General features: G+C 36.1%; 21 protein-coding genes. 15 read left to right on the top strand and 6 right to left on the bottom strand.

Annotated elements, in window-relative coordinates; genetic code table 11:
- Positions 1-327: 327 nt before the first annotated feature.
- The 6 genes from ACERII_RS10805 to ACERII_RS10780 form a co-directional block, all read right to left on the bottom strand.
- On the bottom strand, positions 328-840 hold the full coding sequence (locus tag ACERII_RS10805) for a hypothetical protein (protein WP_373642256.1): 513 nt from the start codon (positions 838-840) through the stop codon (positions 328-330).
- Positions 841-1,227: 387 nt separating this feature from the next.
- Complete coding sequence (locus ACERII_RS10800; protein ID WP_373642254.1) at positions 1,228-1,392, bottom strand: hypothetical protein; 165 nt, start codon at positions 1,390-1,392, stop codon at positions 1,228-1,230.
- Positions 1,393-1,404: 12 nt separating this feature from the next.
- The gene (locus tag ACERII_RS10795; RefSeq protein ID WP_373642252.1) at positions 1,405-2,751 is read right to left on the bottom strand and encodes a YeiH family protein; all 1,347 of its coding nucleotides are present in this window, start codon (positions 2,749-2,751) and stop codon (positions 1,405-1,407) included.
- A gap of 759 nt (positions 2,752-3,510) precedes the next feature.
- A complete protein-coding gene (locus tag ACERII_RS10790; protein WP_373642250.1) occupies positions 3,511-4,203 on the bottom strand; it encodes a hypothetical protein in 693 nt (230 codons plus the stop codon).
- 442 nt (positions 4,204-4,645) lie between these two features.
- Positions 4,646-5,623, bottom strand: a complete 978-nt coding sequence (locus ACERII_RS10785) for a DUF4179 domain-containing protein (protein ID WP_373642249.1) — start codon at positions 5,621-5,623, stop codon at positions 4,646-4,648.
- Entirely contained in the window at positions 5,604-6,140 is a 537-nt protein-coding gene (locus ACERII_RS10780) for a sigma-70 family RNA polymerase sigma factor (protein WP_373642247.1), read from the bottom strand. The genes ACERII_RS10785 and ACERII_RS10780 overlap by 20 nt, the downstream gene beginning before the upstream one ends.
- 478 nt (positions 6,141-6,618) lie before the next feature.
- Here ACERII_RS10780 and ACERII_RS10775 point away from each other — a divergent pair, with 478 nt between their 5' ends.
- The 15 genes from ACERII_RS10775 to ACERII_RS10705 all read left to right on the top strand — a co-directional run bounded on the left by ACERII_RS10775 (position 6,619) and on the right by ACERII_RS10705 (position 23,122).
- A complete protein-coding gene (locus ACERII_RS10775; protein WP_373642245.1) occupies positions 6,619-7,566 on the top strand; it encodes a LytTR family transcriptional regulator DNA-binding domain-containing protein in 948 nt (315 codons plus the stop codon).
- Between the two features lie 165 nt (positions 7,567-7,731).
- A complete protein-coding gene (locus tag ACERII_RS10770; RefSeq protein WP_373642243.1) occupies positions 7,732-8,580 on the top strand; it encodes an ABC transporter ATP-binding protein in 849 nt (282 codons plus the stop codon).
- Positions 8,580-9,275, top strand: a complete 696-nt coding sequence (locus tag ACERII_RS10765) for an ABC transporter permease (protein WP_373642242.1) — start codon at positions 8,580-8,582, stop codon at positions 9,273-9,275. Before ACERII_RS10770 ends, ACERII_RS10765 begins: the two co-directional genes overlap by 1 nt.
- 1,376 nt (positions 9,276-10,651) lie before the next feature.
- Positions 10,652-12,988 (top strand): beta-ketoacyl synthase N-terminal-like domain-containing protein, encoded by a 2,337-nt coding sequence (locus ACERII_RS10760; RefSeq protein WP_373642240.1) that lies wholly within the window; start codon positions 10,652-10,654, stop codon positions 12,986-12,988.
- Positions 12,989-13,032: 44 nt separating this feature from the next.
- A complete protein-coding gene (locus tag ACERII_RS10755) occupies positions 13,033-13,317 on the top strand; it encodes an acyl carrier protein (RefSeq protein WP_373642239.1) in 285 nt (94 codons plus the stop codon).
- A gap of 63 nt (positions 13,318-13,380) precedes the next feature.
- Entirely contained in the window at positions 13,381-14,907 is a 1,527-nt protein-coding gene (locus tag ACERII_RS10750) for a phytoene desaturase family protein (protein ID WP_373642238.1), read from the top strand.
- Complete coding sequence (locus tag ACERII_RS10745) at positions 14,891-15,634, top strand: SDR family NAD(P)-dependent oxidoreductase (RefSeq protein WP_373642236.1); 744 nt, start codon at positions 14,891-14,893, stop codon at positions 15,632-15,634. Before ACERII_RS10750 ends, ACERII_RS10745 begins: the two co-directional genes overlap by 17 nt.
- A 10-nt stretch (positions 15,635-15,644) precedes the next feature.
- On the top strand, positions 15,645-16,382 hold the full coding sequence (locus ACERII_RS10740; protein ID WP_373642235.1) for an SDR family NAD(P)-dependent oxidoreductase: 738 nt from the start codon (positions 15,645-15,647) through the stop codon (positions 16,380-16,382).
- Between the two features lie 16 nt (positions 16,383-16,398).
- Positions 16,399-17,445 (top strand): ketoacyl-ACP synthase III, encoded by a 1,047-nt coding sequence (locus ACERII_RS10735; protein ID WP_373642233.1) that lies wholly within the window; start codon positions 16,399-16,401, stop codon positions 17,443-17,445.
- Positions 17,446-17,462: 17 nt separating this feature from the next.
- The gene (locus tag ACERII_RS10730) at positions 17,463-19,370 is read left to right on the top strand and encodes an HAD-IIIC family phosphatase (protein ID WP_373642232.1); all 1,908 of its coding nucleotides are present in this window, start codon (positions 17,463-17,465) and stop codon (positions 19,368-19,370) included.
- Positions 19,367-19,600 (top strand): acyl carrier protein, encoded by a 234-nt coding sequence (locus ACERII_RS10725; protein ID WP_373642230.1) that lies wholly within the window; start codon positions 19,367-19,369, stop codon positions 19,598-19,600. The genes ACERII_RS10730 and ACERII_RS10725 overlap by 4 nt, the downstream gene beginning before the upstream one ends.
- On the top strand, positions 19,597-20,364 hold the full coding sequence (locus ACERII_RS10720) for a 2-oxo acid dehydrogenase subunit E2 (protein WP_373642229.1): 768 nt from the start codon (positions 19,597-19,599) through the stop codon (positions 20,362-20,364). Before ACERII_RS10725 ends, ACERII_RS10720 begins: the two co-directional genes overlap by 4 nt.
- Positions 20,365-20,373: 9 nt before the next feature.
- On the top strand, positions 20,374-21,894 hold the full coding sequence (locus ACERII_RS10715; RefSeq protein WP_373642227.1) for a phytoene desaturase family protein: 1,521 nt from the start codon (positions 20,374-20,376) through the stop codon (positions 21,892-21,894).
- On the top strand, positions 21,885-22,664 hold the full coding sequence (locus ACERII_RS10710; protein ID WP_373642226.1) for an enoyl-CoA hydratase/isomerase family protein: 780 nt from the start codon (positions 21,885-21,887) through the stop codon (positions 22,662-22,664). Before ACERII_RS10715 ends, ACERII_RS10710 begins: the two co-directional genes overlap by 10 nt.
- Positions 22,665-22,678: 14 nt before the next feature.
- The gene (locus tag ACERII_RS10705) at positions 22,679-23,122 is read left to right on the top strand and encodes a 3-hydroxyacyl-ACP dehydratase FabZ family protein (protein WP_373642224.1); all 444 of its coding nucleotides are present in this window, start codon (positions 22,679-22,681) and stop codon (positions 23,120-23,122) included.
- Positions 23,123-23,138 lie beyond the last annotated feature (16 nt).

Here is a 23,138-nt window from a genome sequence, read left to right as displayed (position 1 = left end):
AATAGAGAAAACCAAACAAAAAAAGATGATGTCACCAAAAGCATATGCATTTGGGACACCACCTCTCATAGAAGGAGTGAAAAAACCACGAAAGTTGGTCATCGACCGCCATTGTCTATGGTTGGTGATTGGTTAAGGGTAACAGAGTAAGAAGACAGAGGTCATTGGTTTGCCATTGCCATCACTATATCCGAGTACATAAAATGTACACCAATTGCTCCTTCTATGCTCTGAAGAGGAGTCTCACCTCTTCAGAGTAGTAAAAACTATCAATGAAAGTTCGATCTATACCACCGAAGAGGTAGTCTTCCGCCTTCAGAGAATTACTTAAAAATATTTTTCAACATCAAATTCAAGTTCAATGGAATAGTTCTTGGCATTGATTAAATTGGAAACTCGATTAGCAAGGCGTTCTGTTTCTACAGCTCTTTGGCGATATTCCTCAGGTTCAAAAAGAGCCACTCGCACCATTGTAGTAGCTTCTCCATAATAAAGATGTTCTTCCTTTTCCAATAGTGACAATTCTTTCTCTTTCTTTGCTTTCGCTCGAAGTTGGGTTGCTAGTTCGATAGCTTCCACAATGGTCAGCGCATCGTTCCTATAGGTAATAGTGTTTTCAATGTTAGCTTTATACACAAGCTTATCCAATAAGCGGAAATCTGCTCTGATTTCCTCTATATCCTGTTCTACCTTTGCGAGGGTTCTGTTCTGTTTTGGTAGTTCGCTGCCGCTTTCAATTTGGACAAAACCAACTCGCAGCATTTCATCCTCCAACTCATGAATTCTTTTTGACAACACGCTCTTCAACTTTACAGCTTCGGCAAGCGTTATATTAGCCATCTCACTCAAGCTCCTTCACCAACTATTTTTTTTCAGATTACCACGAGCCAGAAAAACAAGCAATCTATTTTTGTACAGTAACAAAAGCGCCTCCCCCAGTGAGATGATTCCTCATAGTAACTGAGAACAGACGCTTTGATTATATTGGCTCTGATAAACGTTGTTGTAGATTTTTACTCCAGGTTGCTCGCTGTGCACATAACATTTTTGAATTGGCTTTCCAGAAGAGACACCGCACAGAGATAAATACGTTAGGATCTTTCAAGGTCTCGCGTCTTCAAAAAATCATTATTGTCCTATAAAGTAGCGATTATATTATATGTTAAGGGTCAAACTCTGGTTCACCGCGATGGCTTCACGCTTGCCATAACCCTCGACTTCCCTACATCAATCTCTATTCTTTATCTTATGATAAGATTCATTAATCTCTGGTACATTCATCCACCAAATATCACCGGCACCTGGCGTATTGGATCCCGCTGTGGTTGGTAACAAAGGCACTAATAACAAAACGATAGCTACGAGTGAGAAAAAAATAATTTTTTTCTTCAATCAAAATCCCTCCTAAAAAGGTAGTGTGAAGAAGGTTCCGCTGAAGAAAACCCACGCCGCAAGCAATGTAAGTAGAATATTAAAGACTTGTCCCACAATATATAGAATAATTGGTTTCCCACCACGAACGCCTTTTGCAAGTTCTTTAAAGTTGGATTCCAAGCCAATACTTACAAACGCCAGGGTGAAAAATAAGTTTCGGTACCCATCAACAACTGGTAATGCAGCTTCCACCGTTTGATCAGGTAACAAAAACGAGAATAATAGGGAAGCCCCGATGAATCCTAGAATAAACTTAGGCATACGAACCCAGATTTCTTTCACTTTGACTTTCTTTTTCTCAGCACCTTCTGACTTGCTGCCATTGGAACGAGATACGAAGAAAATAGCAATGGCTACTGCAACGAATCCAATAAGTATGTTTTGTACCATCTTGATCACGGATGCTACTTCCATAGCGTTTTCCCCAAGCATGGATCCAGCAGCTACTACAGCTCCCGTAGCATCAATCGTACCACCCAACCAAGCTCCACCAACAATTGGGTCCATCCCGAACAGAGATACTAATGCAGGCATCCCTAACATCATTAGAATCGTAAATATAAGAGTAATAGAAATAGCCAGTGTTATCTCTTCTTTCTTCGCTTTCGCTGCAGTTCCTGATGCGATTGCGGCAGATACACCACATACAGCAGTAGCAGAAGAGATGGTAACAGCTAATTCTCTTTGATCATTCATTTTTAATACTCGTTGGGAAAAAATATACATGACGATGATAACAATTGGTGTAACGACCCAAGCAACACCAACACCCAATAATCCTAGAGCAAGCATGCGATCAAACAAGATCGATGCACCTAACAATACAAGCCCTGTTTTTATATAAAGCTCTGTTTTTAATGCGCTCTTCAAAAATTCAGGAATCTTAAATACATTACTGATTACTAAACCAATAACTAAAGCCCAGATCACATCGTTAAAACCATAATGACGTAAAGGACCATATTGACCTACAACATAAGCAACAATGGTGATAAGAAACAATGCTGGAAAAGCGAGTAAAAAGCTCTTATGCTCTTTTTTGTGAACAAATCGAATCGACAACCAAAATACCACGAGAGCGATGAGTCCAGTCAAGAGTATTCCTGGGATCAGGTCAATAGGGATGGAATGAAAAATACTTTCATTACTCTCCGTTCCCCAACGTTTAGGCAAAGTGGCGGATGGAAAAGAAAGAAAGATAATAAGTGCAATGATTCCCATGCCAAGCCATACAGCCCACCAGTCTTCTGTATTTAAAGCATGCTTTTTTTTCGGAGGTGATAGCTCCTCCGTACTAGATGAGGTTTGTTCTTTCATAATAGATGTATCTCCTTCCAGCTAATAAGTTTTTGTTTGTTTTATGAAAAGCCCATCGGTTGTCCGCTAGACTTACTGTCATTAGATCTTCAGTTCAAGATATTTTTTAACTCAACATCTATCCTGTGTAATTTATGATCAGGAATCGTAATGGTGTATGCCCCATTGATCTAGAAGTTTAATTGATCTCATCCAAATACACCCCGTCAACTTTTACCATTACGGACACCATAATGCCATAAGTCAGATCTAAAAATGACACCTTAAACATAATAAAACACATACGTTAACTCGGGATTAAAAGTCTGAGTGTTTAAATATTAATATGTATTTAACATAATACATATAGTAATCCTACAAATCATACCTGTCAAGTAGAAATTATAGGTAGTAAAAGTTCGTCATCTTAACGTTTGAGGTTAATTAGCAATACAAATAACTATATAAAAAAATGATCAGATTGAGTCTGATCATTTTTGCTCATAAATCACAGTTTCTTAATCAAATAGTTTACTGTTAGATAATAGTCTATCAATACATGGAATTAGTATCCATATGAGTGTTTTTTTTATTCCCTATCAAGTGTTTTCTCCCTCTATTTTTTGTTAACCTGCTCTTTACTTCAATAAGAGAAAGGCGATAGCCTCTATTCAGCTATCGGCGAGCCTTTAGTTGAATAGGGAATTTGGTCTTGCAACAAATTTCATATGGAGCTTTAATTAACAAACTTTGATTGCCAAGTTAGTTGTAAATAACTAATTATCGAGTTGAGCCTAAAAATTCTTCCTGTTTATTATTCAACTTCTTTACCCATTCACTATCATTCCAAATATTAGGGTTGTCAATTGTTAGATTTTCACCACGCACCAAGAAATCGTAACTATCTTTTGCACCAGTAAACCAATCAGCAATGACTAACTTGCCGTTTATATTGCGTACAAGAAATTCAGTGACTTCACCATAACCACCTACATCTTTATTAATTTCCACAGATAACTTTAAATAGAGAAAACCTCCATCCACATCCTCAGTATAGTCCACTTCCCAAGCCCCTATTTCAATATTTTGGACATTATCATTAAATTTTCCTTTTACATTATGTTGGGATTGAATTTTCTTTTTCGTATACTGTTTAAGATTATCGTTGTTGATAGATGTATCCAATTCAATTTCCAATCCGTTCCAGACGGCTTTATAATAGTCATTAAGCACTCTCACACACATTTCATAAGCCATTTCAAAATCTAGCTCAGAAACTTCACCTTCATTTTCAGCTAAATATTCAGGATGATTTTGTAAAACATTCCGTTCAGCGCTTGCCGTAAACTCTGTGTTTATAGCACTATCTATGGTAATATCTCCTGAGACCAAAGGTGTATTATTTTCGTACTCATTAGCAGTATCCTTGACACAGGAACTCAGGGTAAATAAGACTACTAACAATAAAAGCAAATTTCATTGTAGCCCCTCCAATTTAAAATATGAATTTCAAAGTCTACTCATTTAATGTTTAGACGACGTTAATGTAAATTTCGTTACAAAAAGACTTAGCTTGGCCTATTCTCCTCGTTTGTTCAGTATTAACTGCGATAGCTTCTTGTATTATTGCTCATGCTATTTACTATGCTTATTAGTGTGTTAATTCTACTGCAAAAACCTTTAAAAATACATTAAAACCCTCGATATATCAACGAAAAAATGAGATGCGAATTAGAGTACTAATTGCATCTCGGAAATGCGTGTTATTTCGTATTTATCCCTCTCATCCGAACGGGTTAATACAATGTCATTAGGGGGTTCTTTCGTTCTACTTTAAGAAGTTTAACTTCCCTAAAGGGTTAAAGTATAAGGAAAACCAAGGCTTTCGCCATTAAGAACTTGCGATAATCCAAGTTTATCTAATCTCTATTTTTAATGGATCTAACTTAACAACCTCACCGTTCCGATAATCTGTCGGATAAAGTGTTAAATATTTTGTACTGCTTTCTATACCTGTAAGGAAAACAGCGCGCTCCTCATCGTAACTTCTGATAGAATCCGATGATAAATCATTTCCCTTATTATCAAGAATAGTAAGCTTTAAAACATCAACTGGGATATCTGTCTCATAATTGATTGCCATATTCGTTTCTCCAATGATGATATCGGTTAACGTAAACGAGAATGTATCGTTTTTCGTAGTATATTCCTTCCCTAGTGTTCTCATCTTAGGGGGGATTTGTTCAATGGGAATCTGAAATACCCATTCCCCTTCTATCCCGCCAATGTTCGAAAATATAAGAGGGAGAGAGAAATCTTTAGGAAGCTCCTTATCTGGATACTCCAATTCTATTGCACCAATATAATCGTTACCATCCAATTGAAGAGGATAAAAAGCTCCACCCCAAGACACCTTAACTGTGCCATCTTCATAGCCATTTTCATATAAGTAATATTCATAATTACTTAAGTTCTCATCATCTATTTCTATGTTAAGCTCGTTACCACTAGCTCGGAATGTAACTCCAAAGAAAATGCCATCGTAATATACACTTGTTACGGTGACATCTACACCGTTATCAGTAACAGTTTGATTCAATTCTGTTACTAAATCTTTCTTTTCTAATTCTTCCCCCATACTACGATGAAAGTTTTCATAAAAGGACCCTATGATAGGAACACTTGCTAAAACAGACGTAACTGGAGAAAAAACAAAGCCTGAAGATAAGATTATCATTACAGCTGCTGATAATAGTGATAAGGAATACTTTGTTTTCTTTTTATTCTTCTTTTGCTTTCTTCCAATCTCGATCCCTTTGTCGATAACAGAAAACAATTCCTCTTTTGGTACTTCAATTTCTTCCACCTTTCTTTTAAACCAATCTTTGTTCATAATGAGATTCTCCTTCCAATATCTTTTTCAACTCCATTTTTGCCCGACGGAGGTAGGTCTTCACTGTTCCTTCTGGTTTATCCATCATTACCGATATCTTATGTATTGGTAAATCGTGATAATAAAATAAAATAATGGCAGTCTGATATTTCACATCTAAGTTGGATAACGCATCAACAAGGTCAATGTTTTGAGTTACTTCTGGAATTTTTTGTTCTAGTAAATTTTCCAGTGTTTCATTATCTAGAACCTTCCACTTCTTCTGCTGTTCGAGTGTTCGAAAAGCGGTACGAATTAAAATTTTCATAAGCCAAGTACTAAAATACTCTGGTTTCTTTAAATGATGGATCGAATGATACGCTTTTAAGACGGTCTCTTGAACAATATCTAGTGCATCATCTTTATTTCTAACATAGAGAAAAGCTGTTCTATACATTTTATTGCTTTCTTGTTTTATGAGAAATTCAAATGCGGCTTCATCACCTTTTATGGCATTTAGAACCATAGTAATCTCCATCTCCATCTCTCCTTTCATCTATTAGAGCAGAACAAACTATAGAAAAGTTTCAATACAACGCAAATAATTTATTTAGAAGCATTTCTGTTTTTGATGGTAAGCAAGGAACTTTTTTTTGAAAACTACTACTTTACTTTTTCTGCAAAAATAATTATATACGAGAAAGAGAGAGTTTGGTTGCTATATATTATATAGTACCTTTCCCAACCCTCGTGGCTTTGCATTTTGGGTATTGAATTGTTGAGCTGTCCAATCCATTTTCGTCTGTTTATCGAGGGGAGTTTTGGAAAACACCCCATGATAGACAGACTAATTTTAAAAAAACTTGTGCATCGTCAAATCTTCTCATCACGAATTACCACCTTTCTATGATAAAATATGGATGTTCTTAAACAATGAAAAAGTAGTTACTACCCATGGACGCTTAGTCTTAACGGTTTATCCGGAAGTAACTTGAATACAAAAGGAGATTATGAAGATGACTGGTTTTACATTAGAGCATCAAAGCATAGATAATGCACTATTGCCGCCGTTTTCTCTTACAGTAAATGAATCGCAAACCTTTGCCATATATAGTGACCCTGATCTGCAAGCTGCATTAGTACATACCCTTCGAAGCAACAAAGACTTAGCCATATGTGATCGGGAAGAAGGGTTGTATGATCGCTTAACAATAGAAGATAACATCATTTTTTATCATAAATGGTTCGGTTGCAGAACGCCTATCCCAGAAATTGTAGTTCTCTTTGAACTGCAGACATGTGTGAAAAAGAAGTTGACAAAGTGCTCCCACAACGAAATTCAGCGGCTATATTATGCTAAGTATTTTATGATGGGAATAACTCCAATGGTTTTCCAAGAGCCAATTCACGGGGTAGATGTGAAAACAATACATACTTTTATGAATATGCTTAAAAGACTTAACAATAAGGTTCCGACCCTAATATTAGTTTCCAATATGGAGCACGCTCTGTTATTAGGGGATGTAACTTATAAGCTAAATGATAAAGGGCTTCATGAACTAGAGGTGGACAACGAGGTTGGAGAGGATTCCATTGAGGAGACAAATTCTGTACCGATTACAGCTAAGTTGTTCAAAATACCGGCAAAAGTGGATGACAAAGTGATTCTCATCGATCCCCTAGAAATTGATTACATAGAAAGCCAGGATGGGAAAGCAATGATTGTAATTAATGATGAGTCCTTTCCTATGGATGCAACACTCAACGAAATGGAAAAGAAATTAGTGATCTACGGATTTTATCGGTGCCACCGATCTTATATTGTAAATTTGCAAAAGGTACGAGAAATTATTACGTGGTCCAAAAACACGTACTCGCTTCGAATGGATAATCGGGTTCAATCTACGATTCCGTTATCACGGACAAAAATTCAAGAAATCCAGGAAATGTTTCAACTAAAATAAGTACTGTTCAATCAAGAACAGTAACATTTCACCTTTTCGTGGTGTTCCTTTTATCTGAAATTACGTACATTTTGACCTGCTTTGGAAACAATTCACCTTGATATGACTGCATTCACAGGATACACCGCTTATGATGAATGTAACATATCGAAGGAGGTATTCAACTTGGAAAATATAATCGAAGTAAGTGGATTAAAGAAAGTATTTGGTCAACAAACCGTCATTAACGACATCAGTTTCTCTGTGAAAAAAGGAGAGATATTTGGTTTACTTGGGCCAAGTGGATCTGGAAAAACAACGACGATAAAAATCTTAACGGGAGAGTTAACTCAAACAGCAGGGAATGTAACAGTACTAGATTTTTCCTCAAAAAAGTTTGGCACTTCTCAGTTCCGATCAAGTATTGGGATTTTGTCCGACAACAGTTCATTATACGAGCGGTTAACGGTATATGATAATCTGAAGTTGTTTTGTAAATTGTATAATACTCCTCTTGACCAAATTGATGTCATACTCAAAGATGTGAAGATGGAGAACGAGCGGACGAAAATAGTGTCCAAATTATCGAAAGGAATGAAGCAACGTATTCTCTTAGCAAAAGCGCTCATTCATAAGCCGGAGCTAATTTTTTTGGATGAGCCAACTTCTGCTTTGGATCCAGCAAGTACAGCGCATATACACCGTGGACTTCAGAAGCTAAATGAAGGTGGAACGACGATATTTTTGACCACACATAATATGGATGAAGCGACGTTATTATGTCATCGTGTGGCTTTTTTAGACAAAGGAGAACTTCAGGAACTAGACAATCCTGATAAACTTCGTTATAAATACTCGACACACGCCTTTCATGTGGAAACTTTTGATGGGAAAAAGTTAGTGATAGATAATGAAGCGAAGAATGCTGATAGAATAAGAGAATTGATCGCAAGCGGTCAAGTAAAGTCCATGCATACGGACAATCCCACACTTGGTCAAGTGTTTTTAAAAGTGACTGGAAAGGAGCTAGTATAATGAATACACAACGTATATTGGCGATATTTGAAAAGGATATAAAAGATTTTATGAAAAATATGATGCTACTTATGATGCCGATTGTCCCTATTGTACTTGCCGTTTTTTACAGTCGCATAGGGGACGGAGAAGCAATTCCTCTCATCATGATCTATATCATTATTGGTGTCACTTTTTCAGCTGTAACAACCAGTTCTATGATGACTATGATGGCAGAAGAAAATGAAAAGAAAACATTGCGGGGACTCATGCTGTCACCAGCTTCTTTTATGGACATCATTATTGGTAAGAGTTTAGTTATAGGATTAATGACGCTGTTATCATTCATCATTTCGTTAGTTATTATTGGGATAGAACCGATCTTGAATCTCCGTTCTGTGATTGGGATATTTCTAGTATTTCTTTTCTTTTTATTCATTGGAATCGGTATAGGATTATTCTCAAAGTCTATTGCTGTGACTTCAGCTTATCTCATGCCCGTCATGTTCGTATTCGGATTTACACCAATGATAGAGTTCTTTGGATTAGGTGAAGATAGTTTGGCAATGACAATAGCAAACTTTTTCCCTATCATGCAATTAATGGCCATTCATGATACTACTAGCTGGCTTCCTTTGGCAGTTATTTTAGTCTGGGTGCTGACTACTGGACTGTTCATGTATTTCTGTTTTAAAAAGTTAATGAAGGATGATTAGTTGTTCTAAAAATGGGGTTTGAAAAGTATTATGAATCGATAAGCTGCCGACATTTTCTGGCAGCTTTTTTGTTAGGAGGAAGCAGCGGGTGAATCCAAGGGCAGTTTGAATTCCCGAATGAACGTGAGGGAGGAAGTAACGGGATACCCTTCTGTCTGGTTCCAACGGATTAGATGCAGATGTGCTAAACAACTGACGCAGCCTGCTGAGGTGGAAGAGCTAAGACAACTAACACCACGGTAAAAAGACATATCAGGACTTGTAGCTCAAGGGCTTTCTATAGAGAAATTGCGGAGCAGCTATATATTAGTGAATGAACAGTTCGAAACACCCTTTATGTTACCTTAGAAAAACTTCAGCTTCGAGTTTGACCCCAGCTAGCAATCTATTATTTCAAAAAGGGGTAGAAGTCGATATAACAGGCTGTTCATTTCCCTTTGGAACGAAATGTCGAGTTGATTTAGATAAATCCGAGCAGGAAACGGATGAGATGTTGGACATAAGTACCAGACCTCTACTACAGTCTGTTTTACTGTTGAGAGACTCTGGTACTTTTTTCATTCATTCTGATATTACTATTATCTGAAAAAAATAAACGTAGAAAATGATGATTTACTAATAATCAAAGAAGAAATTTACTCGGAAAGTGAAAAAAGTCTGTTAGAAATTCTACCGTATTTTTTTCTGAGGTAGTAGATTCTTGAAAAAAGCTTCTGATTCGTAGGTCTTTAGGACTGCTCCAATGTGAGTGCTTTGCTATTTTGAGTAATCAACCACAACTTTTTACCTTTAATATATATGTATAAATTGAAAGGAAATTTAAAAATATGATAAGTGTTTATCACTTGGAATTTATCTTAATTGGAAGAAGGATATTATAATTGTAAACAAAAATATCGAATTTACATGCTATTGCCTACTCATGTATACCTAATCAAAATTAGTGTTCTTTTGAAAACATACATTATAGATACTTGTATTTGTAAAGAAGGGAATTTACATTTTGTACCTATATTATCCAAAAGGTACACTTGATATGTTACTAGTTTTTGAAGTTTGTAAATGAAGGTCTTACTAACAAAAAGAGAAGAAGTAATATCACGAAAAGTGAAAGTAGTAGGGGATAAAAAGTAAGTAATAAAGTTATATTGTTATAAGTGTTATGCAAATAAAAGAGTAGAAATGTTCCCAAATAGGCTCAAAATGAATTGTAAATCCTATATTAAAAAAGATGAGTATAAGGATTCAATTTATATGAAAATAAGAAAAATCAGTTTTCAAATGTGCTAATATGAGAAATATCAAATTACCAGTATATGTTGCTTTATAACATACTTTGTATTCTTTTGTTATTTTTTATGAAGGAGTGAAGATAATTGGAATGTTCTAAGAGGGTTGTAATCACTGGTGTGGGAATTATATGCGCCTTAGGTCATAATCGCTTCGAAGTATTTGAAAACATGAAACAAAACAAAACTTCCATAGGAAACATGACTAGGTTTTCAACGGAAAAATTTATAAGTCAAATGGGAGCAGAAGTGAAAGAGTTCGTTCCAGATACACACTTTTCAAAAAATGAACAAGAAAAATATGATCTTACTGCTCAATATGGAATTGTGGCAATAAACGAAGCGTTAGAAGATAGTAAGTGGAATCACCTAACTAAGAGAGAGAACGTCAAAATAGGACTAGCTTATGGAACTTGTAATGGAGGTATTAACTCTCTTGAAGCTAGTGAAAATTTAGACAATGTTAGTCCATCTAATTTAAGAAAGTATCCTTTCTTCCAACAAGCAGATACCATTGCTAACCACTTTACTTTAAACGGTCCTGTAAACACTATGAATACAGCATGTGCAGCTAGTGGAAATGCGATTGGTTATGCCTACGATTTGTTAAAAGATGGGTATTGTGATGTGATGATTGCTGGCGGTTCTGATACAATGTCACTTTCCGTCTATGCAGGTTTCAATACGCTACAAGCACTTAATTCAAAACCGTGTTCTCCCTATAATACAGAATTCGGTTTAAGTTTAGGTGAAGGTGCTGCGTTTGTAATTATGGAGACATTAGAAAGTGCTCAAAAAAGAGGATGCACTGTTTACGCAGAAGTATGTGGATATGGTTTAAGTAACGATGCACATCATGAGACTGCCCCTGATCCGAAAGGGAAAGGGATTCAACGAGCTATTGAAATGGCGCTAAAGAGTTCAAGTGTTCCAAAAGAGAAGATAGGATACATTAACACACATGGAACAGGAACCCCTGCGAATGATCCAGCAGAAATAAATGGTATAAGAGGAGTGTTTGGAGTTGATCTATTTTCAAAGATTCCTATAAGCTCTAGTAAATCTTATTTTGGTCATAATCTAGGAGCGGCTGCATCCATTGAATATGTTACAACACTACTAGCCTTGCAAAAGGATTTGTTACCTGCGACACTTCATTTTGAAAAGGCTCGTGAAGGGTGCGAGGATATAAACCTAGTTGCAAATGAAATGAGAGTAGGAAAACCAGAATATTTCTTATGTAACAATTCAGCTTTTGGTGGACACAATTGCAGTATTGTCTCCCGCACAATGTCAGCAGAAGAAGTAACACCAACAGAAACACAAACAGAAAATAATCAGCGGGTTGTTATCGTTGGTATGGGTATTGTTCATCGAGATAAGTATAAAAGTGGTAGTATCGTTGATTGGTTTAGTGACATAACTCTACCTAGCGAAGAAAGCTTTTCCTTAAAAGCTTATAACAAGAATCTTTATAAACGACGTATGAATTCATTAACCCAATTTAGCATCGGAGCAATAGATTTAGCATTGAAGGATGCGGAATTAGAGATTACTAATGAAAATGAAAGTGATATTGGTTTAGTTTATGGAACTGCTCGTGGAAGCTTACAAAGTGCAACAAAATATTTACAAACAATATTTGATAAAGGACCTGAATTTGCAAGTGGCATTTACTTTCCTGACATGGTCCTTAACTCCACAGCTGGTAAAGTTTCCAAAGTATTAGGAATTAAAGGTTATAGTAGTTCACAAAGTGCAGGTGGAAACGATGGACTGTTGAGCACTTTAAATGCTTTCCAAGTAATTAAGAATAATATCCAACCGTACTGTATTACAGCTGCTGGAGATGAATGCTCTGAATTATCCTCTGAAATTGATAAGGCCTATGGTTTACATACAAGTTCATTTACAGCTACAGAGGGTGCATCTTCCTTAATTCTAACAAGCTATCAACAAGCAACTCAGCAGAAAAAGAAAATGTATGCTGAAATACTAGGTATTGGTGTTAGTTTCTCTGAGCATTTCAATCAATCATATATAACTGCTATGGAACAAGCGCTACAAAATGCAAAGATTGATAAAGAAGAGCTAGATTTTATCTTTTACAATTCTATCGGATTACAGTCCTTTGATGAAAAGTCAGTAATAGCCGAATTTATAAATGATAAAAATATCCCTATACAGTGCTTTAATGATAAATTAGGCTACGCACAATCATTTAGTTGCCTCAATCATGTTTATATAGCAGTGGATGCTATATATTATAGCAATCACTACTTGAAAAATCAAGTGGATGAGGTAGCTGTAATAACGGACTCCTTTGAAGGCTATTACAATAATAACCAACTCAAAAAAGGTATGGTCATTAGTTCTTCAATTAATGGGAACAGTACAGCAATTATACTGAGTTCTATTAATTAAGATAGAAGTTTAATAGACAAAATGAAATTAAGGAGAGGATAAAAATGAGTATCGAAGAAATTAAGCAAATTATTAAGCAAAACATTTTAATTGATCGTTTGGAGCTAGAGGATATAACAGCAGAAGAAATTGACGATAATGAACCACTATTCCTTGAAGGCTTAGGTCTAGATTCAGTAGAAGCATTGGATATTGTTTCTGGTCTTGAAGAAGAATTCGAAATAAAAGTACAAGGAATGCCAGAAGAGGAAATAAGAGAGAATTTTTACTCAGTAGAGACTTTATCCAATTTCGTAATGTCTAGGATAAAAGAAAAACAGCTCTCTTAACAGAAAAAATAAGTCTGAAGTCGTCTATGGCTTCAGACTTAATAACAATGTGGAGGAACATGTATGAAGAAGGAAGTTATTATTATTGGCTCAGGATTAGGGGGGCTTGTATCTGCTGCCAGTTTAGCTAAACAAGGGAAAAAGGTTACTGTTCTAGAGCAACATTATCAACAAGGTGGCTACGCTACTTCGTTTCGACGTAAGAAGCTAGAGTTTGAAGTTTCCTTACATCTAATGGGTGACTTAGGGGAAGGCGGAGGACTAAAGAAGATTCTCGATGAATTAGGGGTGCTACAAAAAGTAAGCTTTTATAAAGTGGACTCTCTATATAAGGCAGTTTTTCCAGACAAAAGTATCGTTGCACTAAGTGGTAACTATAAAGATTACGCTCAAAGCTTACTATCCATGTTTCCTCATGAAAAAAACGGGATTGAAGAAATAATTGCAACGTTCCTCCAAATTAGAAATGAAATACAGAGTATAACAGAAAAAAGAAATAGTGGAGAACATATTGATTTTATCAATGAAGCACCTACAGTGTTTGCATATCAAAATGAAACATTACATTCCATGTTATCAAAGTTTATTAATTCAAAAGAACTAATCTCTGTTTTCTCTCAATATTGGATGTACTTTGGATTACCTCCATCTCAAATGGCGGCAGTATTTTATGCGTATGTCTGGACAGAATACCATGTTTTCGGAGGTTATTATCCCGAAAGTCGTTCTCAGTCAATTAGTGATGCTTTAAAAGAAATAATCGTAGAGAACGGCGGAGAAGTTTTATTACGAAAAAAAGTAATGAAAATTCTTCATGAAGAAGGAAAAGTTTTTGGGGTAGAAACGGCCAGAGGTGAACGATTTTTCTCAGACTATATCATTTCCAATGCCAATCCACACCATACATTTCATGAGTTGGTAGGAGGCTATGAATATTTACCGAAGCGTTACGCAACGAAAGTGAAGAATCAGGTTCCGAGTCTTTCTTGTGTTCAAGCTTATGTTTACTTAGATATAGATTTGCCAAAACAATACAATGAATCAAACCATGAAATATTTGTAAACGAACACTACGATACAGAAAAAGCATATGAAGATGTACTCAATAACTCTCCTAAAACAGCTCCATTTTGTATTACTATCTATGAAAATATCAATAAAGAATATCACGAGATTGGAAAAACAACACTTTCCTTATTTCAGTTGAGTAGCTATGAACAATGGAAAAATCTAGACAAAAACGTGTATGTAGCAAAAAAACAGGAATTAATTGAAATACTACTTACTCGTCTTGATGAGCAATATCCTGGTACGAAGGAACATGTGGAATATGTTGAGCTATCAACTCCGTTTACGAACGAGCGCTATACGAAAAATACAAATGGTGCTATATATGGTGCAGCTCAAACAGTTTCTCAATCACTTCATCGTAGATTACCACAACAAACACCAATAACAGGACTCTACTTAGCTGGTGCATGGACACAGCCAGGTGGAGGATATAGTGGAAGCATCTGGAGTGGTTATAACCTTGCAAATAGTATTTTGTTAGAAGAGAGGAAGAGATTGGCAAATGTTACTAATGAATAAGGTCGCAATCATTACTGGTGCTACCCGAGGTATCGGAAAAGCTATTTTACATCGTTTTGTAGAAGAAGGGGCAATTGTCATTGGGGTTTTCAGTAGTAGTGTTGCGTTAGCAGAAGAGATTGAACAGGAGTATTCGAAACGAGATAACCCAGTGATATTAAAGCAAGGATCTGTTACTGACAAACTATTCATTCAAGATTTACTCGCTTCCACTGTAGCAACCTATGGGAAAATTGACATTCTTGTAAATAATGCTGGAATTACTAGAGATAATATTATTTTTAATATGCCAGAGAAGGATTGGCAGGATGTCTTTCACACGAATTTTCGTGGAACATATAACAGCATAATGGAAACTTTACCTTTTATGTTGAAAGAAGGAAAGGGAAGCATTATAAATGTTGCATCTGTTACAGGAGTCTTAGGAAGAGAGGCACAAAGTAATTATGGAGCTACGAAAGGTGCAATGATGGGCTTGACAAGATTGTTATCACGAAAGTATTCCTCTAGTGGAGTAAAGCTAAATTGTGTAGCACCTGGAATGATAGATACAGAAATGATCAAACATGTACCTGTTGATAAATTACATAATTTTCTCCAATTCACCAATATAAAACGACTTGGTAAAGTTGATGAAATTGCAAACTCTGTCTTATTTCTAGCTAGTGATCTATCAGATTATGTTACAGATACTGTTCTTAAAGTAGACGGAGGATTCATGAGATAGGAGATTAATAATGAAGAAAAATATAGTAGTAACGAACGGTAATCAAGAATTCAATCAGGAAATTTCTACTTATCTATTAAAAAAAGGTCACTCTGTTACTCTCTTCTTTGAAGATGATGAAGCAGAATGGAATTACTTGAAAAAGATAGAGGAAATAGAGAAACCAAGTTATAAAGGATTCTTCATGAAGGAAGTAACGGAAGTAAAGCTTCAACATGCTCTCGAAGACATTGTCTCTCACTCTGGAACAATCGATATCCTGTTACATGGAAATGAAATGGTCAATGAGGAAGAGTTGCTGCTGAAGGATGTGGAACATTTTGATACTTACATAACAAAGCAATTTCATCAAATGTATCTTTTAAACAAATTGGTAAGTTCGTTGATGGTGAAGAAAAAGAAAGGGTCTATTATTTTTCCCATTTTATATGATGCTTTATATTTTGCTGGCTACCCTAGTTCCCCTATTTTGAATCAAGGGAAAATTTCGATGATGAAATGCCTTTCTCGTGAATTAAGCGCTTTTCGACTAAGTGTAAATGTCATGACATTCGGTTACTACAATAGCGCATTCGATAAGGAAGAGAAAAAGAATATGAAAAAGAAGTTAGAGATATATGGGTTAAAGCCAAAATTACCAGAATTAAACGAATTAATTTCTGCTTTAGACATTCTTATTGATCCTCCAAGCTCTGCAATAAGTGGACAAGACTTTCATATTGGAGTAGGTATTGAAACAGGCTTATAGAACGGAGTGATAACAGATGAATAATAGTAAGTTTATTGGGTTTGGTACCTTTTTACCAGGTGAACCTATTACAAACAGTGTAATGGAGGAAATATTTCGAATTCGAAAAGACTGGATTGAAGAAATGATTGGCACAAAAACCAGATATTTTGCAACAGATTTTTATGAGAAAGAAATTCGCTATTCTTTAACGGATATTTGTAAAAATGCTGCCCAAATCGCTATAGAAGATGCTGGAATACAAGCGGAGGAAATTGATCTCATTGTCATGTCGACTGCAACGCCAGATCATATAATGCCAGCAACAGTGAACCTCGTAGCAAATGAGTTAGGCTTAAACAATATTCCAACTTATCAAGTACAGTCTGGTTGCTCAGGAGCATTGCAAGGTTTGGAAGTAGCATATCAATTTCTTGCGTCAGGAAAATACCATAATGCATTAGTTATTGGTGGAGATGTTTGTAATAAATATCTAGACCTTGACAGAGACTTTACGAAATTACGAGCTCATGAACTCATTAATTATGCCCTTTTTGGTGATGGAGCAGGGGCTGCAGTTCTATCTACTTCGACTGAGAAAGAAGGAATAAAAATAGAAAACATCATTAATCGATTTGAAGGTCTTGATCGTATACCAGGGCAAATCATGAATTGGTTCGGTGTTATTCCAGAGAAAAGTCATGATATGAATCCGAGAGAGAGAAGGAAGAATTTCCAGTCCGCAAAAGAAGATTATAAAGCGATTGAGCAAAATGTTCCTGTTATGGCCGAACAAGTTTTGAACGAGTTGTTAGAAAAGGGAGAAAGATATAGAGAGGATATTGATTTCTATCTACCACCACAGCTAGGTGGAAATATGACAAACAAAATTAATGAGTATCTGAACATACCTCAAGAGAAAGGGGTCAATTGTGTAGAGAATACTGGGAATAATGGAAATGCACTTCCTTATATTCAGTTGAACTTACTAAAAGAAAGAATGAGTAAAGGTGATACTGCAGTAGTTATAGCAATCGAATCTTCAAAGTGGATAAAAACAGGTATGACCCTTGTAAAAGAATAAGGAGGGGTGGGAGTATCGTGATTAATCATGAGGATTCTCTAAAGATACTAAAGCATATTCGAAAGGAAAAAAAGTTTGCAAGTAGTAGAGAGACAATTACTGGATTCATCCGAACGGTAGGTAGTCCGACAGAAATGGAGAAAATCGGACATATACTTAGAGATGTCACTGTAAGTGACTGGAATCAAGAGCGGATGGATGATATACAGGAAGTTAAAATTGCAATCGTAAGTAATTTTACGTGTTATTCCATAACCAATTATCTTCGTGTCCTTATGTTAGAGAAGAATCTTTGGCCGACGTTTTATGTAGCAAATTTTAATCAATATCAATATGAACTAGTAAACGAATTCAGTGAATTATATCAGTATCAACCTGATATCACACTTTGCATATTGGACGAGAATATTCTACTCTCCGAATTACCTATAGCGTGGAATACGGAAGACATAAAGGAAGTTGCAAGTAGAAAACTAGAAGAAATAAGAGGATTACTCACCATATATAAAGAGAAATGTGATGGAGATATTTTACTGAATTCCATTCCTATGTCACCAATTACTTACGATTCAATACTTGATTATAAAAACAAAGCGAAGTTAAGTACGGAGTGGCGAAAATTTGAAATTGGCTTACTCGAATTATCACATGAGTTTCAGCAGGTAATAGTCATTGATCCAAGTATTATGATTCAAAAACTACCATCAGCAGCAGTTCCAGATTCTAGATTGTACTATTATGCACAACAAAACATGAACGAAGCTATGATGATGGAATTCGCTGTTGAGACAGTGAAAGTATTACGAGCGAAGAAAGGTCTCGCTAAAAAATGTTTAATTCTGGATTTAGATAATACCCTTTGGGGTGGAATTATCGGGGATGATGGAGTGGAAGGAATTAAATTAGGCCATGATTATCCAGGAAATGCATTTTTAGATTTTCAAAGAAAAATAAAGCAGTTGAAGGAGCAAGGTGTTTTATTAGTGATATGTAGTAAAAATGAGAGATCAACGGTAGAAGAAGCACTCCTGTCTCATCCCAATATGGAATTGAAAAAAGAGGACTTTGTCATGATTTTTGCCAATTGGGAAATGAAGCACGAAAATATAAAAGCTGCTGTAAGAAAGTTAAATATAGGTATGGATAGTCTTGTTTTTATCGATGATAACCCATTTGAACGCAAGATGGTAAGAGATCACGTGGGTCAAGTAACTGTTCCTGAAATTTCTGAAGAGCCAGCGAATTATGTTAGGGAACTATTATCCCCAGGATGGTTTAATACGCTGGAAATAACAGAAGAGGATAAGAAGCGCACGGTGAAATATAAGCAGCAAGAACAGAGACAATTGTTTAGGGAAAAGGTAGCCACTATGGATGATTACTTAAAAGGGTTAGATATTGAGGTGACTATCATAGAACCAGATCCTATTACATTACCGAGACTCACACAGTTGAATCTAAGAACGAATCAATTTAATTTAACAAACCGTCGCTATCAGCAATCTCAAATGGAGAGCATGATGGAGAAACCAGAATTTATTTTATTAGGGTTTCAAGCAAGAGATCGATTTGGTGACTATGGAATCGTAGGCAGTGTGATCCTCGAGAAAGTGATAGAAAACAAAGAAAGTACTATATGGATTAGAAATGTGTTAATGAGCTGTAGAGTCTTTTCTAGAGGAATTGAAACGGCAATACTCAATGAAGTAATCCAGGTAGCAAATAGCCATTCTGTGAAGAAAATTTATGGAGAATATATCCCAACGAACAAAAATGGGTATGTAAAAGATCTTTACCAATCGCATGGGTTTCAAACAATAGATGACAATCCTTCCCATCTTCTTTATGTTCATGACCTTCAAGAACCTTTGAAGGAAGTTCCTTGGATCACCGTAAAATACAAATGGAAGGAGGCAGTCAATTGAATATCCAAGATAAATTAATAGAAATCATTGCTGATGTTATCGATGTAGAAGAAGATGCGTTATCAGGAGAAATAGGTCCTGAAGAGATTGATGAATGGGATTCTGTCAACTCACTTCGCATCTTAACGAACATCGAGACGGAGTTAGGCGTAAGGTTACCATTAGATGAATATAATCGATCTAAATCTATTGGAGAGCTTGCAGAGATCATTCGGAGGTACTACGAGTGAGCAAGGTAAAAATACTCCCATTTCCCAAAGAGAGAGCACACACGTTTTACTTTTTAAAATACGCAAGAAATTATCCAACTGTCCATATTAATACTTCAATAGATATGACCGCAATTATAAATAGTAGGAACAAACTATTGGAAGAAAAAGGGATGAAATATAGTTATATAACTTTTCTAATAGAGAAAATAGGAACCGTAATCCAACGATATCCTCAAGCAAAATCTGCGGTAAAAGGAATGATCTTACCTAAAGTAGCTTACTATGAGGAAACGCACGCAAAGATTACCATCGACAAAAACATAAATGGAACGAGAGCGGTTGTTTCTGGTTTAATACAAAACGTGGATCAATTATCTATCCATTCTATTCAAGAGAAGGTTACTTATTTCCGAGATAGTTCATTTGATGATATGGAAGAATTTGAACCAATCAGAAGACTGCAATCTCTCCCTCTTATGTTGGGTCAAATTGTTTACAACAAATTTATCAATAGTTTTACAAAAAGGGAGCATTTATTAGGAACTTATTCTATTACTTCCTTTGGACATCGTCCAATAGATTTTGCTTATCCAGTTATCTCTTCCACCTTAAGCTTTGGTGTAGGAAGGATGAAGGATACTCCAGTAGTGATTCAGGATGAGGTCGTGATTAGACCCATGCTTGGAGTCACATTATCCTTCGATCACAGAGCTTTGGATGGAGCAACAGCTTCAGATATTTTAAGTGATGTAAAAAATGAATTAGAATGCTACCAATTGTAAGGAGGATCTATGCCAAAAAAACGAATGAAAGATAAATATGACATCATTATAGTTGGTGCTGGTATAGGTGGTTTGGGGGCAGCAACCTATCTGGCACAGGAAGGTTATTCTGTATTAGTCTTAGAAAAGCACTACCGGGTAGGAGGATATGCTCACTCATTTAGGAGAAACAAATATATTTTTGATTCAGCTGTTAGGATTGTGGCAGGTGCGGAGGGAGATGGATTATTACATGACTTGCTTAGGAAAGCAGGCTTAGATGATACTCTTCCTTTTATAAAATTGGATGAAGTTTATACTGCTGTTTATCCGGAACATCAATTTACTGTTCACGCTGGAGTACAAAGTTTTATAGATTCCTATAGTACTATGTTTCCACATGAAAGGCAGAATATTGAAAATCTCATAAAGGAAATGGAAGACTTATATGATGCGACCATCCATATGTTGCATGCTGAAAGTCCATTGGCAGCTCTTTCTAATCCATTAGTAATGAAGTATCGTTCCTTAACATTTCATGAAATGCTAGAAAGCTTTATTGATGATCCAAAGCTACAATTTATGCTCGCTGCTTTATGGGGTTATTACGGTGCTTCTCCTACTGCTGGTTCGGCAATGTATTTCTCTTATGCAATAATGAGTTACTTTAAAGAAGGAATTTATTATTTAGAGGGGAGTTTCCAAACGCTTGCTGATTCTTTTGTGAAAAGAATTGAAGCTTGTGGTGGAGATGTGTTTATTAACTCCGAAGTAACAAAAATTGAAGTAGAAGATAAGGCAGTGAAAGGAGTTTTCCTTAAGAAAGGCCATTATATTGAAGCGCCAGTTATTATCTCTAATGGAGATATGCTGAAAATGATTCATTCTCTTGTTGGGGTAGAAAAGTTTTCCTCTAGGTATCGTAAGAAGGTAGATAGCTTAACTTTATCCATGTCTGCTTTTGAGGTATTTATTGGTACAGATTTACCTTTAGAGGATATGGGTCTATCTCATGAAACGTTTGTTTACACAGACTATGATTATGATCATATTTTTCAAAGTCATTCCGACCTTAAGAAACTTGGAATAAAGGGGCTTAAGGGATTAGCTATCTCGTGTCCATCCTTAGTGGATCCTAGTCTTTCTCCAGAAGGAAAGCACACTATCATTATTACTACATTAGTGCCCTATGATATTGGAGGAGATTGGAAGAGTTTGAAACCGGAATACGAGAAGGCATTAATTACCTTAGCTGAAAAAGCAATCCCAGGTCTATCAGAACATATAGATTTCGTTGAATCGGGAACCCCCTTAACTATGGAGAGGTACACCAATAATAGTTTTGGTGCCATATATGGTTGGGAGCAAACGAAAAAGCAGATGACAACACGGCCACAGCATGAAACTCCTATCAAGGGGTTGTATTTATCAGGCCATTGGACAGATCCGGGGGGCGGAGTTGTATCCGTTCTTCTATCCAGCTATAAGTTATTTGAAAAGCTGATGTCAAAAGAGACTGCTCTTAAAAAGGAAGAAGTGGTATGGAAATGATCAAAGTATCAGACAGTGGATCTATCAGATGTATAGAATTGAATAATAACGAGACGAAGAATAGCCTCGACCTTACAATGGCAAGGGAACTCTTAGAGACAATACTGGAGGCAAATAGTCAACAGGATTGTAAAGTGATTCTTTTTCAGAGTGCTGGGAGAGCGCATTTTTCAAAAGGTCCGGACATACAACAATTAATCGAATTAAAGAATCGTGATGATGGAGAAGGCCAGTTAGATGAAGTGATATCTCTCTATAATAGGTTCATCATGGAAATCTATCAGTCACCTAAAATAACAATCGCAGCTATTCACGGATACGCCTATGGAGGTGGTCTAAACATCATGCTAGCATGTGACTACCGCTTAACGGTAAATAATGCAAAGTTTATTGAAAGCTTTTTATCTATGGGAGTAACTCCAGACCTTAGTGCTAGTTATTTCTTGCCGAAATTGATCGGTATGACAAAAACGATACAGCTACTCTTTACTGGAACGATGTTTACGGGAATCGAAGCAAAGGAGTGGGGTATCTTCCAAGAGTCGTTTTCAAAAAGAAATGAAATGATGGAACGAGCACGAGAACTTGCGGATCAATTTTCTGTTTATCCATCAGATGTCATAAAACATACGAAGAGATTACTTCGACTTTCTTATCATCACTCCTTAGAAGAGCAATTAAACATGGAACGAGAACTTGTGGTAGAAGCATTCAAACAGCCAACTATTGAAAATCAATTAAAGAATGTTCATTTGAAAAAACTAATGTAAATGGGAGGAAGAAAATGATAACAAAGCTAGAAAAAAAACCCCATGAACTGCTGAAGCAAGCTCCACCATTCTTGTTTATAGATAAAATTGTAGAAAAAAATGAGAACGAAATTAAATGTATTAAGCACTTAACTTATAACGAAGCATTTTTTGGTGGCCACTTCCCAGGAGATCCTATCGTTCCTGGAGTGCTAATGATTGAAATGGCTGCTCAAGCGAGTATGTTGTTTGCGATAGATGATACAGAGGATGCAGAGCCGAAAAGTGGTTATTTAGTACAAACGAAAGATTTTAAATTTTATCATCCAGGGCGCCCAGGAGACAGTTTACACATTACTTCTGTAAAAAAGGATTCCTTTGGTAATTACATGACCGTTAAGGTGTTGATTACGATTGGTGATACGAAGGTGAAGGCGGCTAAAGGAGAACTAATATTTTTTATACCGGAGGAAGTGTAGTATGACGTTGAATTGA

The organism is Evansella sp. AB-rgal1, from assembly GCF_041820985.1.
Lineage (GTDB): Bacteria > Bacillota > Bacilli > Bacillales > Salisediminibacteriaceae > Evansella.
The sequence above is the reverse complement of the archived record's forward strand: the minus strand, read 5'-3'. Positions and strand labels throughout refer to the sequence as shown.

Coding starts and splice junctions, on each gene's coding strand:
- ACERII_RS10805 (WP_373642256.1), bottom strand. CDS start 840: ATGGCTAATATAACGCTTGCCGAAGCTGTAAAGTTGAAGAGCGTGTTG.
- ACERII_RS10795 (WP_373642252.1), bottom strand. CDS start 2,751: ATGAAAGAACAAACCTCATCTAGTACGGAGGAGCTATCACCTCCGAAA.
- ACERII_RS10785 (WP_373642249.1), bottom strand. CDS start 5,623: ATGAACAAAGATTGGTTTAAAAGAAAGGTGGAAGAAATTGAAGTACCA.
- ACERII_RS10780 (WP_373642247.1), bottom strand. CDS start 6,140: ATGGAGATTACTATGGTTCTAAATGCCATAAAAGGTGATGAAGCCGCA.
- ACERII_RS10775 (WP_373642245.1), top strand. CDS start 6,619: ATGACTGGTTTTACATTAGAGCATCAAAGCATAGATAATGCACTATTG.
- ACERII_RS10765 (WP_373642242.1), top strand. CDS start 8,580: ATGAATACACAACGTATATTGGCGATATTTGAAAAGGATATAAAAGAT.
- ACERII_RS10755 (WP_373642239.1), top strand. CDS start 13,033: ATGAGTATCGAAGAAATTAAGCAAATTATTAAGCAAAACATTTTAATT.
- ACERII_RS10750 (WP_373642238.1), top strand. CDS start 13,381: ATGAAGAAGGAAGTTATTATTATTGGCTCAGGATTAGGGGGGCTTGTA.
- ACERII_RS10745 (WP_373642236.1), top strand. CDS start 14,891: ATGTTACTAATGAATAAGGTCGCAATCATTACTGGTGCTACCCGAGGT.
- ACERII_RS10740 (WP_373642235.1), top strand. CDS start 15,645: ATGAAGAAAAATATAGTAGTAACGAACGGTAATCAAGAATTCAATCAG.
- ACERII_RS10735 (WP_373642233.1), top strand. CDS start 16,399: ATGAATAATAGTAAGTTTATTGGGTTTGGTACCTTTTTACCAGGTGAA.
- ACERII_RS10715 (WP_373642227.1), top strand. CDS start 20,374: ATGCCAAAAAAACGAATGAAAGATAAATATGACATCATTATAGTTGGT.
- ACERII_RS10710 (WP_373642226.1), top strand. CDS start 21,885: ATGGAAATGATCAAAGTATCAGACAGTGGATCTATCAGATGTATAGAA.
- ACERII_RS10705 (WP_373642224.1), top strand. CDS start 22,679: ATGATAACAAAGCTAGAAAAAAAACCCCATGAACTGCTGAAGCAAGCT.